The sequence below is a fragment of the Gordonia prachuapensis genome (genome assembly GCF_036350515.1).
In the GTDB taxonomy this organism is placed as follows: domain Bacteria; phylum Actinomycetota; class Actinomycetes; order Mycobacteriales; family Mycobacteriaceae; genus Gordonia; species Gordonia prachuapensis.
The window spans coordinates 70,578-83,465 of sequence record NZ_JAZDUE010000022.1 but is presented as its reverse complement, the minus strand read 5'-3'; the positions used below and the strand labels follow the sequence as shown (position 1 = coordinate 83,465).

Sequence of the window (12,888 nt, the reverse complement as noted above, 5' to 3'; positions counted from 1 at the left end):
CGGTCCAGGTGGATGCATCGCGAGGCGGCGGAGGAGCAGGTACTGGATGTACCTGCGACGACGCCAACGAAGCGAGGCGCCGCCTGGACGTCGAAATCATCAACGAATTTCCGGTGCGGGACACTAGGATGAGTCGATGATGGTCGTTGCCACCTGCGTCGGACGAGAGCGGGAGATCGAGACCATCGGTACTCGCGTCCGGACCGTCGCCGGTACCGAGTTCGTGGTCGTCAGCGGAGAATCCGGTGTCGGCAAGTCCACGCTGCTCGCCCATCTCGTTCGGCTGCACGCTGATTCGGTCGATACCGGCCGTGCGTTGTGGGCGCAGGCGACGAACTGGGACCACTCCACGCCAGAGGCCGTCCTGCGCCAGCTCATCCAGTCCGAAGGTGGGGCGGCAGCGCTGTCCGGCCTGCTCGCCGACGCCGAGGGACCGACCCTCGTGGCGATCGACGACGCAGAGCACATCGACCCCGAGTCGCTGCACACACTTCTGACCGTCACGCGTGAACATCGCAGCCGGACGCTCGTGGTGTTGTCGATGTCCTTGCCGGTGCGGGGGCTGCGCGGGCTCGTCGTCGACGAGTTGAGGCTCGACGGAATCGGGGTCGACGCTGTCGCCGAGATCGCCGCGAGCCGCGGGATCGTCATGCATCCGGGCGTGGTGGACCGCCTGACCCGCCACACCCGCGGAAACCCGCGCGACGTCATCGCGCTGCTCGACGAACTGCCCAGCGGGGTGTGGTCGCGCGGTGACACCACTCTCCCGGCACCGTCGTATGTGATCGACGATGTTCGCGCCCGACTCGAGAAGTGCTCGTCGCAGACACGTGCCCTCCTGCAGGCGCTGGTCATCCTGGAGGACGACGAACCGCTGTCCACGGCCGTCACGCTGGCCGGCATCGACAATCCACTGGCGGCCATCGACGAGGCACGGGAGAGCGGTCTGGCCACGATCGAGGCCGCTCTCACACCCGCCGATGCCCATCCGCGACTTGTGAATCCGCTGGTCCGGTCCGCGGTGCTCGAGGCCATGGGCATGGAGGCGGTGGGCGACGCCCATCGTCGGGCCGCCGAACTCGTCGCGGATCCGGCGCGCAGTATGCACCATCGGGTCGCCGCGACCCCGACCGCCGATCCCGAGCTCGCCGATGCGCTCGACGAACTGGCGCGGCGCCGGGGCGCCGACGGCGCATGGGCCGACGCCGCCGGACTGTTTCGCCAGGCCGGGCGACTCACCTCGCAACCGGTCCTGCGCGACACCCGTGTCACTCTCGCCGTCGACGCGTTGCTCGCCGCCGGTGACTGCGTCGGTGCCGGCGCCTTGGTCCCCCTCGTCGAGAGCCTGCGCGAAACCCCTTTGCGCAATGCCACTCTGGCCTACCTCGCAATTCTGCGCGGACGGTCGGCCGAAGCCCGGGTCCGACTGGACCGGGCATGGGACATCGTCAACTTCGACCGCGAACCCGACATCGCGGCCCTCATCGCACAGCGCTACGTTCTGCACAACCTGGTGCGATGTCAGGGGTCCGAACTCGTGGAGTGGGCCGACCGGGCGATCGAGATGGCCGGCAGCCAGTCCCCGGCGGGAGTGGAGGCCGCCGTCATCCGCGGTCTCGGACTCGCGTGGTCGGGTCGGCCGGTCGAAGCCAACGCGGAGTATGCGGTGCTCACCGAACGGATTCGCTTCGGGGCACAAGCGCAACGCGCCACGATGGGTCGGGGCTGGCTGCAGTTGGGTCTCGACGATGTGGGAGCTGCGCGGAGCAACCTCGAGACCGCGGTGTCGATGGCCAACCTCGGCGGCTCCACCCGGATCACGTTGTGGGCGTTGGCGTGGCTGGCCCGCACCGAGTTCTCGATGGGCGACTGGGACGCCGCCCTGCGTAACGTCGAACAAGGCCGTGCCCTGGCACGGTCGAGCGGAATCGAGTTGGCCGGGCCACTGTTGAACTGGACTGCCGCCTCGATCCACTCGTTGCGGGGTGAGTGGCCGGAGGCCGAACGCAGCGTGCAGTCGGCGGCCACGCATGCGGGTGACTACGAGATCATGCGCATCCCCGAACTTCTCGCGCGGGCGCAGATCGCCGAGGCCGCAGCGGATTACGAGAAGGTGCGGCGCACGCTGGAGCCGTTGATGCGGATGGCCGACGACGTGCCCGGTCTCCGTGAACCGGGCTGGTGGCCATGGGTCGATGTGCTCGCGAACGCGCTCGTCGTCGGCGGGCAACTCGACGCGGCCGACGCTCTGCTGACGCCGTACGAGAAGCTCGTCGCAGAACGTGGACACCGTTCGGCGAGCGCACGATTGAAGTATGCCCGAGGGCGTCACCTCGGTGCGACCGGCGATATCCACCAGGCCCGGAGGACCTTCGAGGAGGCACTGGAGTTACTCGATGGTCTGCCGCTGCGCTACGACCGGGCGCGGGTGAACTTCGCCTACGGTCAGACGCTGCGCCGCGCCGGGAAGCGCCGCGCGGCCGACGCGATCATCGGAACCGCGCGCGAGATCTACCTGTCCCTGGGCGCGACGACGTACGTGGAGCGTTGCGAACGAGAACTGAAGGCGGGAGGGCTGAATGCGAGCCGCGGGGACCGTGGCGACGTGGAACTGACGCCGCAGGAAGAGGCGGTCACCGCGCTGGTGGCACGCGGAATGTCCAACCGCGAGGTCGCGGCCGAACTCTACATCTCACCGAAGACCGTGCAATATCACCTGACTCGCATCTACGCGAAGCTCGGTCTACGTTCCCGGGCCGAACTCGCCGCCGCCCGTCGCTGATCCCCGTCCCCTGTCGAGCACCCTTCCCCGCTCGTCGAGTAGCCGACGAACGCCCCTTCCCCGCTGGTCGAGTAGCCGACGAACGCCCTTCCCCGCTGGTCGAGTAGCCGACGAACGCCCTTCCCCGCTGGTCGAGTAGCCCGAGGCGCTAGCCGAGGGCGTATCGAGACCCACGCCGGTCGAGCAACCAAACCAGCCACAGCGACCCCCTCGCTGGTCGAGTAGCCGACGCCCCCCTCGCTGGTCGAGTAGCCGACGAGCGACAGCGAGGAGGCGTATCGAGACCTCGGAGCCTGTGGATGGTTCCGGCCACCCCACCCAATCGTGCGCGATGATCGACCCATGAGCGCTCACGTCTACATCCTCGAATGCGCCGACGGCAGCTTCTACGTCGGCAGCGCACGGGACCTGAATCTGCGCCTCGACCAACACAACTCCGGTCGTGGGGCCGCGTACACCCGCCGACGGCTACCGGTCCAGCTCGTCTACCACCGTGAATGTGAATCGGTCGGCGAGGCGTACGCCCTGGAGAAGCGGATTCAGGGGTGGTCGCGCGCAAAGCGGCTCGCGCTGATAGAGGGGAGGTTCGACGACTTGCCTCGGCTGGCGCGGAAACAGCGACGCGAGTGACGGATGCGAGGTCTCGATACGTCTCCTCGCTGCCGCTCGTCAACTACTCGACCAACGGTTGAGGCTGCCGGTCATCGACTACTCGACCAGCGAGAAGAACATCCACAGGGTCCGGGGGTCTCGATACGCCCTCGGCTAGCGCCTCGGGCTACTCGACCAGCGGGTGGGGCTGCCGCTCGTCAACTACTCGACCAACGGGTGGGGACTCGGCTAGCGCCTCGGGCTACTCGACCAACGAAATGAAGCGACTACTCGACCAGCGCAAGGGTGCGGCGATCCACCAGTGGTGCACCGGTTCTCGCCTCGGCGGTCGCGAAGTCGACGCCGGAGGCGAGTTCCACCACGTCGAAACCTGTTCCATTGACATCGAACACACCGAGGTCGGTGATGACCCGGCTGACGACTGAGCGTCCGGTCAGCGGAAGCGAGCATTGGGCAACCAGTTTGGGGTCGCCCTTCTTGGTCGAGTGCTCCATCAGGACGATCACCTGCTCGGCGCCGTTGACGAGGTCCATGGCTCCGCCGATGCCCTTGACCATGGCGCCGGGCACCATCCAATTGGCGAGGTCCCCGTTGCCGGCCACCTGCATACCGCCGAGAACGGCGACGTCGACATGACCGCCACGGATCATCGCGAAACTCGTTGCGGAATCGAAGAACGACGCTCCCGGCAGCACCGTCACCGTCTGCTTACCGGCGTTGATGAGGTCCGGGTCCACCTGATCCTCGTAGGGATAGGGCCCCACGCCGAGGATACCGTTCTCGGCGTGAAGCGTGATGCCGGAGTCGTCGGGCAGGTGGTCGGGGATCAGTGTGGGCAGGCCGATGCCGAGGTTCACATAGTCGCCGCGGCGCAGTTCCTTTGCCGCCCGCGCGGCCATCTCGGTACGAGTCCAGGTCATGGTGTCGTTCTCCTACGTGTGGGCCGGCTCGGCGTGGTCGGGCCGCGGACGGGTGGTGCGCTGTTCGATCTCCTTGCGGGAAGCCTGTTCCGGCGTGAGCTCGACGATCCGCTTGACGAAGATGCCCGGCAGATGGATGTCCTCGGGCGCGAGTTCACCGACGTCGACGACCTTCTCCGCCTCGACGATGGTGGTACGCCCGGACATCGCGGCGGGCGGGTTGAAGTTGCGGGCCGCGGCGTGGAACTTGCAGTTTCCGGCCTTGTCGACGACGGCGGCCCGGATCAGTGCATAGTCGGTGACGATGGCCTCTTCGAGGACCATGTCCTGCCCGTTGAAGGTACGGACCTCCTTGGGCGGCGACGACATCGCCACGCTGCCGTCGGGGTTGTAGCGCCACGGCAGCCCGCCGTCGGCGACCAGCGTGCCGACGCCGGTCGGGGTGTAGAAGGCCCCGATCCCACTGCCACCGGCCCGCATCCGCTCGGCGAGGGTGCCCTGCGGGGTCAGTTCCACGGTCACCTCCCCGGCGAGGAACTGCCGACCGAACTCCTTGTTCTCGCCGATGTAGGAGGCGATCACCTTGTCGATCTTGCGGGCCTCCAACAACAATCCGAGGCCGGCACCGTCGACACCGCAGTTGTTGGACACGATGGTGAGGTGTCCGGCGCCCTGGTCGAGCAGCGCCTCGATCAGGAACCACGGGATGCCGGCGAGACCGAACCCGCCGACGGCGAGGCTGGAGCCGTCCGGAATGTCGGCGACGGCGTCGGCGGCCGAGTCGGCCAATTTGTCGATGCTCATGACTGCTCCAGGTGTTCGATCAGTGCAGGGGTGATGATGTCGGGTTGTTCGGCGTTGGCCAGGTGCGCGGAGTGCGGGACCACCAGCAGGCGACCGTCTTTGACGGCGTCGGCGATCTCCGCCAGCTTGGGTGGCGGGGTGGCCGGATCGTCGGCGCCGGCGATCGCCAGCGTCGGCGCGGTGATCGCGGGCAGCCCCTCCCGCTGGTCCATCACCGCGATGGCCTCGCAGCAACCGGCGTACCCTTCTGCAGGCGTCGCAGCGACCATGCCTTCGTGGTGGCGGCGGGTTTCCGGGCTCTCGGTCCGATAGGGCTCGGTGAACCACCGCTGCACAACGGCTTCGGCGACGGCGCCGGTACCCTGCTCGCGCACGGTGGCGGCGCGGTCGGTCCATCCAGATGACGGAGTGAGCTGCGCACCGGTGCACAGCAGCGCGAGCCTGTCCACCCGCTCCGGATTGCGGATCGCCATCCGCATCGCCGTCATCCCGCCCAGGGAGAGCCCGACGAGGTGGGCTCGTTCCACGCCGAGTCGATCCATCAGCGCCGTGACGTCGTCGGCGAGGTCGTCGATTGTGTAGGGTCCCTGCGGAACCGGCGAGCCGCCATGGCCTCGGGTGTTGTAGCGGACGACACGGAATCGTTCCTCCAGTACCGGCAGCTGCGCATCCCACATCCGGTAGGTGGAGCCCAACGAATTCGACAGCACCACAACGGGTCCGTCGGCCTTGCCGGTGACAACCGCCTCGACATGCACCGCGGTCATCGGACCACCTCGAACACCGCCGCGAGTCCCTGGCCGCCGCCGATGCACATGGTTTCCAGCACGTGGCGGGCGTCGCGCCGCCGAGCCTCGTGGGCCGCGGTGGCGAGAATCCGTGCCCCGGTCGCTCCGATCGGATGACCGAGTGAGATTCCGGACCCGTTGGGGTTCAGGCGATCATCGTCGGCGTCGAGCTTCCATTCCGCGAGCACCGCGAGCACCTGCGCCGCGAACGCCTCGTTGAGCTCGATCAGGTCGATCTCGTCGAGCGTCAGTCCGGCCCGCTCGAGCGCGGCCGCGGTCGCACTGACCGGCCCGATGCCCATGATCTCCGGTTCGCATCCGGTGACCGCCCACGACCGCAGCGTGAGCAGCGGATCGAGTCCGCGGCGAACCGCTTCGTCACGGGTGGTGACCACACACATCGCCGCGCCGTCGTTCTGGCCGGATGCGTTGCCGGCGGTGACGGTGGATTGAGGGTCGAGCTTCGCCCGGATCGCCCGCAGCTTGGCAAGGGATTCCGCCGACACGTCGGCACGCGGGTGCTCGTCCCGGTCGACGACGACATCGGGTTTGCACCGTTTTCCGGGCACGGTCACCGGGACGAGCTCATCGGCGAATCGGCCGGCATCGTGGGCGGCGATCGCCCGCTGGTGCGACCGGACGGCGAACGCGTCCTGCTCGTCGCGGCTGATCCCATAGCGCGCGCGAAGGTTCTCCGCCGTCTCGATCATGCCGCCGGGCACGGGGTGGCTGTCACCGCCGGCCGTCAGGCGGCCACGGTCGAGGCGGTCCATCAGTTCGATCCCGCCCTGCCGCACTCCGGTCCGCAGGCCGAGCGCGTAGTGCTCGACGTTGGACATCGACTCGGCACCACCGGCGATCACCACGCGGGCACCGCCGGTGGCGACCTGCGACGCGGCGTTGAGGACGGCCTGCAGCCCGGAGCCGCACCGGCGATCGACCTGCATGCCGGGTACACCGACCCCGAGGCCCGCATCGAGCGCCGCGATCCGTCCGATGGCGGGCGACTCGCCGCCCGCGTAGCCCTGTCCGAGGATCACGTCATCTATGTCGCCCTCGCCGAGGCCGGTCCGTGTCGTCAGTTCGCGCAGCAACCCGGTGGCCAGGTCGGTGACCGACAGGGCGGCCAGGGCGCCTCCCATACGTCCGACCGGCGTACGCAGAGGTGAGCAGATGACGACGTCGGTTCCAGAACTCATGGAACCAGCCTAGGAACACCCAGCGATATTGAGAAGTATCCATTTGGCCATCAGTGATATGCGTAGAGTCTCAATCATGGAGTTGCGTCACCTTCGGTACTTTCGCGCCGTCGCCGAAGAACTGCACTTCGGTCGGGCCGCCGAGCGCCTGCACATCGCCCAGCCCCCGCTCTCGCAGCAGATCCGACAACTCGAGGAAGAACTCGGGGTCACGCTGCTGGTGCGCTCGACCCGAAAGGTGGAGCTCACGCCGGCGGGCACGGCCTATCTCGAACGTGTGGAGGCCATCCTCGACGCCGTCGACGTCGCCGGGCTACAGGCCCAGCGGATCGCGGAGGGTCGTCAGGGCAGACTCGCGATCGGGTGCGTCGGTTCCGCGACCTATTCGCTGCTCCCCCGCATTGTCCGCGCTCTGCGGGACGAACTACCCGACCTCGACGTCAGTGTGCGCGGCGAGATGCTGGCACCCGCGCAGTTGTCGGCGTTGACGTCCGGCGAGATCGATCTGGCGTTGCTGCGCCCACCGGTCGGCGGGTCCGAGATCGTCGTCGAGACGGTCCGCCGTGATCGCTTGTTCGTCGCACTGCCGGAAGGCGATCCGCGCGGCGACGCGAGTGCGGTGCGCCTCGAGACCCTCCGCGACGCCGAGTTCATCGTGCACGCGGGACTCGGGCGGTCGGTGATGAACGGCATCGTCGCGGCGATGTGTTCGGCCGCCGGCTTCGTCCCGCAGATCCGCCACGAGGTCACCGAGACCTCGACACTGGTGACCCTCGTCGCGGCCGGACTCGGCGTCGCCGTGGTCCCGGAACCGACGTCCGCTCTCGGGGTGGCCGGCGTGCGGTATCTGCCGTTGGCGCCGGGCGCCCCCACCGTCGACCTCGCTGTCGCGCGACTGGCCGCCGAACCGTCGCCGGCCATCGAACACGCTCTGGCCGTGCTGCGACGTGTGGCGGCGATGTCTTAGTGTCCCGCAGCTGCCCTCAGTATCCGAGGAACGCGTCGGTGTGCACCCGCCAGAACTGCCACCGCGCGCTCGGGTCGAGCTGCCGGATCGCCGATGCCGTGGCCCGCACGAAGGCGGGGTTGCCCGAGACGTAGTAGTGCGCGGCATCGTCGACGTCCCCATCGAGCACCTCGTGAAGCGATGTCTCATCGAAACCGTTTGCGTTGTCGACTGATTCGACGACGCGGACGGTCGCACCCGCTTCGCGTGCCGCGCGCAGGACGTCGTCGTAGACCACGCGGTCGGCCGCACGGACGACACTGATCACCGTGAACCGGCGCAGGTCGGTGCCGTCGGCGAGAGCGGCGCCGAGCATGGACCGGAACGGCGTGATGCCGATCCCCGATGCGAGCAGGACGACAGGTGTGTCCCGCCCGCGCGGCAAGGTGAAGTCCCCGCCCGACGAATCCAGGTGGACGCGCCGTGTCTCGCCCGTGATGAGCGACCGCTTGAAGTGCGAGCCCTCACCGGACGAGGTGAACGCGAAGCGGATCGGCGCGGTGCCGGGGGATTCGGCGTAGGAGAACACACGGCGCGAGCTCCGCCACACCGGGCGCGACCACTCGGGGGCACTCAGCATGGCCCACTGCCCCGGCCGGAACGTCACGGCGGCCGGTGAGTGCAGCTCGAGTTCGAAGGTGTTGGCGGCGATGGGTTGTGCCCGTGCGTCGGGTGCGCCCGGCTGCGTGGCGAGGGCGAGCGGTAGCCGTCCCGCAGCCGGATTCCGGGTCGCCAGCCGGACTCCGAACGCGTAGAGCGCCCCGACGAGCAGCGCGACCTCCGGAACGAACTCGATGGTGAATGCGTCGGTCAGATGGATCGACACCTGCCAGTACATCAGGACCCCGACCAGGGCGCCGTAGATCGCCCGATGCAGCCGTGTCGTCGGCGATGTCAACGGCTCGGGCAACATGATGGCGGCGACGAAGAAGGTCGGACTCGAGACCGCCCAGAACTGCAGCGACTGACCGCCTTCGGTGATCTCCAGCACCCCGATCGTCGCCAAGGACGCCGCCAGGAACACCGCGACCAACCGCCATTCGCGCAGCACCGTGACCAACAGCATTCCGATCACGACCATCGGGACCGCAAGGGGTTCGGCGGCGACCCACCAGATCGGGTAGCCGATGCTTCCCACGTCGCCGTACGCCAGCCCGTACACGACGACGGCTCCCGCCACAGCCGGATTCACCACCAGCCGACGCCGCCAGGCCAGCACATACTTCGACAAGGCTGCCGCCGCCGCTCCGACGGCGACCGTTGCCGCGGCACCGGTATCGGCCACCCCCGGAAGGATGAAGAACAGGATGAGCGCGGTGATCAACCAGGAATCCGACCCCGGAGGGACCCGCACGATCGCCGCACAACCATAGGTGACCGCGCCGCTCACCGTGACCGCGATGAGCAGCGACAGCGCCAACTCTCCTGCGCTGTAGGCGAATTCGTCGTTTGTCCCGGCCACCACGAAAGCGACCGCGGCCAATGCGACCAGCGCCAGGAGCACGGCACGATGGGCGGTCAGCCAGGTCGGGATCAGCCTCGTCACAGATACAACTCCAATCCGGGGATGTCCGTGTGCTCCACGCTCCCGTTTCGGCGGATGGTCACATGATGAAAACCGGCAGGGTGAAAGTCGAACGCGGAGCGCAACATCGAGGCCGGCGTGAAGAACAGAGCGGTCGCGAGACCGTCGGCGATCATCGCCTCGGGCGCAACGACCCAGGTGGCGAGCACTTCCCGTGCCGGCGACGCGGTGTGCGGGTCCACGATGTGATGCCAGTCCGCCCACATCCGGCGGTTGGCGGCCGACGCACAGATCGCACCCTCGTCGAGTTCGATCACCCCGATCGCCTTCGTCGCATCCACCGGGTGCTCGAGGGCGATCCGCAGGGGACGACCCCCGGTCCGGACGCGCATGTCGCCGCTGCCGTCGACCACGAATGCGTCCGTCGCGTCGCCGATGATGGCCGCCACACGGTCCACCGCGAATCCTTTGCCCGCGGCACCCACATCGAGCACCGTCGGCACGCGGACGTCGAGCACACCGCGATGCTCGGCGAGGGCGTCCTCCCAGGCCGGCGCCGATGCGATCACCGCCTCCGGCACGAGGCTGTAGGACGCGTCGTAGCCGGCGTCGACGAGGATCTGACCCACCATCGGCGAGACCGCCCCGGACGTCAGTTCGTACAGGCGTCGATACCAGTCCAGGAGAGGCTGATCGGGCGGATCGACCGGGTAGACATCAGCCCGCCGCGCGATCTCGGCGACCACCGAATCCGACCGGAACCGCGACCACACGCGGTCGACGCGGTCGAGCTCGGAGGTCACCGCCTGCCGCGTCACCCCCGGCAGTGGTTCCGCCGTCGAGATCTCCCATCGCGTGCCCAGCGCGTCGAAGCACCAGTCATGCGCGAACATCGACACCCGGATCGGTCAGGCCTGGGCCTCGGACTTGATCTGTTCGATCGCGTCGTTGAACCCACCCGAGGTCAACGACGACCCGGACACCTTGTCGACGTCGAGTTCATCGATGTTCTGGCCCACCACGATCTCATCGATGCCGCCGGCGAACTTGTCCTGGAATTCCTTCGACGTGCCCTGGGTCTGGCTGGTGTCCACCGACACCGCGGTGACCACCGAGTTCGCCAACGTGACGGTGACCCCGACCTCCTGGGGACCGCCGGGCGACACGTACTTGCCCTTGGCCGAGTACTCGCCGTCGGCATAGTCGCCGGAGCCCGAGGCCTCCTCACCCGATGCGGCGGCGGCCGCCTCCGACGCTGTCTCCGTCGTGTCCGCCGCGGTGGAATCGTCTGATCCGCAGGCACCGGCGACGAGTCCGACGACGGCCAGTGCCGCGGCGACGCCGGCGGCCCGAGGCAGGGTTTCGTTGAAGGTCATGCCCCCGATTCTGCAATAGGGCGAATCGGACGACCAGCCGAGGCGCTGAATCGACAGGTGATCTTCAGGTGACGGACAGCAACCCGAGAGGGTTCAGCCACAGATACAGGCAGCCACCGATGCACGCAGCCACCGAACAGATCAGCGCCCGGCCGCCGCCACCCGTGCCCGGATCGCGTCGACGAACACGTTCTGAATGTCCTCCGGGTTCTCCGCGACGTAGGTGCTGCCACCGGGTGTCGCGTCGGCGATCTGCTTCAGCGCATCGGTGTCGGCGTCTTCGGAGATCCCGATGGTGAGGATCAACACCGGTCGCGCAGGGTCCTCGAGTCGCTGCAACTCCGCCAGCAACTGGTCCAGCGTAATGCTGTTCGGGTCCTCGTTCTGGCCGTCGGTCATGATGATGACCGAGTTCGAGTAGTTCGGGTCGTAGGTGTTCTGCACCTCTCGGAAAGCTGCCAGCGTGGTGTCGTACAGGCCGGTGCCGCCGCCGAGCTGCGAGGGCGCCAGGCCACGCTGCACCGCCCGCCCCAACTGTTCGCGATGAGTTCCGCCCGCGGCCGCGTTCGCGTCGAGCCGACGGATCGGCGACATCCACTTCCAGTCCTGGTCGGGACCGCCCTTGTCGATGCCGAACGCCCAACCGCCGATCGAGGCATTGTTGGGGAAGAGTTTGAGCCCGGCCATCGACGCATCGATGAGGAGCCCGGCGCGGGTGGTGTCCCCGGCCGGCGCGGCCATCGACCCCGAGGTGTCCTGCACGACCAGCGTCCGGATCGGCACACCGAGAACCTGCCACTGCCGGATCGCCTTGTCGACCTGCGTCGGATCGTCGAGCGTCAGCATCTGCACCTGGCCGACGCCGTCGTCGCCGGGAAGCGGCTCTCCGGACGGCGCCCGATACCCCGACTCCGCAAGTGCTGCCCGGCCCTCCTCCGACGACAGTTTGTCGAGCAGGGTCTGCCCCGCCTCGGCGGCGGCGTCCTGATTTGCCGCGCTGCCCGTGTTGACCATCGGATAGTCGAGCATCACGGTGCCGTCGGCCGGCACCGAAGCCGCGAGTTCGGTTCCGGGGTGCGTCCGCGAGTACAGCAGATACTGCTGCTCGGTCGTGACAACCGGTACGTCGCTGGTGTTGGCCAGATCCAGACGGGCGCCGTCGCTGTCGTTCTCCAGACGAGCGTTGTTCTGCTGCACCGCCAGCACCGTCATCGCCGACGTCAATTCATCTTCGGCGAGGTTCCCACTGTTCACCTCTGCGAGCGCACCGACGATCGGCGCGTCGCCCGTACTGGTGTCGATCGGGCTTCCGGTCCGCAGATCCTGCAACTTCATCACGTCCACCCAGCTGGTCAGCTCGGGAACGTCCTTGCCCACCACGACCGTCGGCGACGTCGCGATCGACGGCGACACCATGGTCAGGTCACGTCGCACCTGAGTCAGCACCCGCCGCGCCTGGATCTGCGAATCCGCCACCCACAGGTCGGGAGCATCAGCGCCGCTGGTCAGCTGCCCCGGAACGTCCGCACCGGCCACCCCGGACACCTGGTAGTCGAAGCAGGAGTCCTCCGACGCCTGCTGGGCGACGGAACGAAGGGCGCCGGTCATCGCCGGGTCCGAGGCGACCGCCACCGACGTGCGGTCCCCGCAGCCGACCGCACCGGTACGCCACAACACGAACCCGGTGACCAACGCGGCCACCACGATCAGTGCCGCGACCCCCCAGATCCAGCCCGCACGACGCCCGGACGACGCCCGCCGGTGCTCGAACCCGAAGCCGTCGTCACCGGACCTGCCGGCAGAAGCCGCCCGCATCGGACCACTCGCAGGCATGTCGATGGGACCACTGCGCGACGCAGGTCGCTGCGCTGCCTGC

The 12,888-nt window shown here is 68.2% G+C and carries 11 protein-coding genes; 3 read left to right on the top strand and 8 right to left on the bottom strand.

The features are described 5' to 3' along the window. Nucleotides 1–139: 139 nt before the first annotated feature. Together V1Y59_RS21470 and V1Y59_RS21465 are read left to right on the top strand one after the other, a co-directional pair. The gene (locus V1Y59_RS21470; RefSeq protein WP_431309260.1) at nt 140–2,782 is read left to right on the top strand and encodes a LuxR C-terminal-related transcriptional regulator; all 2,643 of its coding nucleotides are present in this window, start codon (nt 140–142) and stop codon (nt 2,780–2,782) included. Between the two features lie 342 nt (nt 2,783–3,124). Next, on the top strand, nt 3,125–3,412 hold the full coding sequence (locus V1Y59_RS21465) for a GIY-YIG nuclease family protein (RefSeq protein ID WP_330507068.1): 288 nt from the start codon (nt 3,125–3,127) through the stop codon (nt 3,410–3,412). A 248-nt stretch (nt 3,413–3,660) separates the two neighbouring features. On the opposite strand, the gene V1Y59_RS21460 is transcribed toward V1Y59_RS21465, so the two are convergent. The 4 genes from V1Y59_RS21460 to V1Y59_RS21445 are packed head-to-tail and all read right to left on the bottom strand — an operon-like array spanning nt 3,661 to nt 7,105. Next, nucleotides 3,661–4,314: a 3-oxoacid CoA-transferase subunit B gene (locus V1Y59_RS21460; protein WP_330507067.1), complete on the bottom strand. Its 654-nt coding sequence runs from the start codon at nt 4,312–4,314 to the stop codon at nt 3,661–3,663. A 12-nt stretch (nt 4,315–4,326) separates the two neighbouring features. Further along, a complete protein-coding gene (locus tag V1Y59_RS21455) occupies nt 4,327–5,118 on the bottom strand; it encodes a CoA transferase subunit A (protein WP_330507066.1) in 792 nt (263 codons plus the stop codon). Further along, nucleotides 5,115–5,885 carry a 3-oxoadipate enol-lactonase gene (gene pcaD / locus V1Y59_RS21450; RefSeq protein ID WP_330507065.1) on the bottom strand — a complete coding sequence of 257 codons (771 nt, stop codon included), beginning with the start codon at nt 5,883–5,885 and terminating at the stop codon, nt 5,115–5,117. The genes V1Y59_RS21455 and pcaD overlap by 4 nt, the downstream gene beginning before the upstream one ends. Then, the gene (locus V1Y59_RS21445; protein ID WP_330507064.1) at nt 5,882–7,105 is read right to left on the bottom strand and encodes an acetyl-CoA C-acetyltransferase; all 1,224 of its coding nucleotides are present in this window, start codon (nt 7,103–7,105) and stop codon (nt 5,882–5,884) included. The genes pcaD and V1Y59_RS21445 overlap by 4 nt, the downstream gene beginning before the upstream one ends. 76 nt (nt 7,106–7,181) lie before the next feature. On the opposite strand from V1Y59_RS21445, the gene V1Y59_RS21440 reads away from it, so the two are divergent. Then, nucleotides 7,182–8,072, top strand: coding sequence for a LysR substrate-binding domain-containing protein (locus V1Y59_RS21440; RefSeq protein ID WP_330507063.1), 891 nt, complete (start codon nt 7,182–7,184; stop codon nt 8,070–8,072). Between the two features lie 16 nt (nt 8,073–8,088). Here the strand turns inward: V1Y59_RS21440 and V1Y59_RS21435 are convergent, their stop codons facing one another. The 4 genes from V1Y59_RS21435 to V1Y59_RS21420 form a co-directional block, all read right to left on the bottom strand. After that, nucleotides 8,089–9,657, bottom strand: a complete 1,569-nt coding sequence (locus tag V1Y59_RS21435; RefSeq protein WP_330507062.1) for an oxidoreductase — start codon at nt 9,655–9,657, stop codon at nt 8,089–8,091. Further along, entirely contained in the window at nt 9,654–10,529 is an 876-nt protein-coding gene (locus V1Y59_RS21430) for an FAD:protein FMN transferase (RefSeq protein ID WP_330507061.1), read from the bottom strand. Before V1Y59_RS21430 ends, V1Y59_RS21435 begins: the two co-directional genes overlap by 4 nt. 15 nt (nt 10,530–10,544) lie before the next feature. Further along, entirely contained in the window at nt 10,545–11,012 is a 468-nt protein-coding gene (locus tag V1Y59_RS21425) for an FMN-binding protein (protein WP_330507060.1), read from the bottom strand. A gap of 141 nt (nt 11,013–11,153) precedes the next feature. Continuing rightward, complete coding sequence (locus tag V1Y59_RS21420; RefSeq protein WP_330507059.1) at nt 11,154–12,845, bottom strand: substrate-binding domain-containing protein; 1,692 nt, start codon at nt 12,843–12,845, stop codon at nt 11,154–11,156. Between the last annotated feature and the right edge of the window lie 43 nt (nt 12,846–12,888).

Bases quoted from the DNA above. Each gene is read 5' to 3' on its own strand.
- V1Y59_RS21470 (WP_431309260.1), top strand. From the start codon at position 140: ATGGTCGTTGCCACCTGCGTCGGACGAGAGCGGGAGATCGAGACCATC.
- V1Y59_RS21465 (WP_330507068.1), top strand. From the start codon at position 3,125: ATGAGCGCTCACGTCTACATCCTCGAATGCGCCGACGGCAGCTTCTAC.
- V1Y59_RS21460 (WP_330507067.1), bottom strand. From the start codon at position 4,314: ATGACCTGGACTCGTACCGAGATGGCCGCGCGGGCGGCAAAGGAACTG.
- V1Y59_RS21455 (WP_330507066.1), bottom strand. From the start codon at position 5,118: ATGAGCATCGACAAATTGGCCGACTCGGCCGCCGACGCCGTCGCCGAC.
- pcaD (WP_330507065.1), bottom strand. From the start codon at position 5,885: ATGACCGCGGTGCATGTCGAGGCGGTTGTCACCGGCAAGGCCGACGGA.
- V1Y59_RS21445 (WP_330507064.1), bottom strand. From the start codon at position 7,105: ATGAGTTCTGGAACCGACGTCGTCATCTGCTCACCTCTGCGTACGCCG.
- V1Y59_RS21440 (WP_330507063.1), top strand. From the start codon at position 7,182: ATGGAGTTGCGTCACCTTCGGTACTTTCGCGCCGTCGCCGAAGAACTG.
- V1Y59_RS21430 (WP_330507061.1), bottom strand. From the start codon at position 10,529: ATGTTCGCGCATGACTGGTGCTTCGACGCGCTGGGCACGCGATGGGAG.
- V1Y59_RS21425 (WP_330507060.1), bottom strand. From the start codon at position 11,012: ATGACCTTCAACGAAACCCTGCCTCGGGCCGCCGGCGTCGCCGCGGCA.
- V1Y59_RS21420 (WP_330507059.1), bottom strand. From the start codon at position 12,845: ATGCCTGCGAGTGGTCCGATGCGGGCGGCTTCTGCCGGCAGGTCCGGT.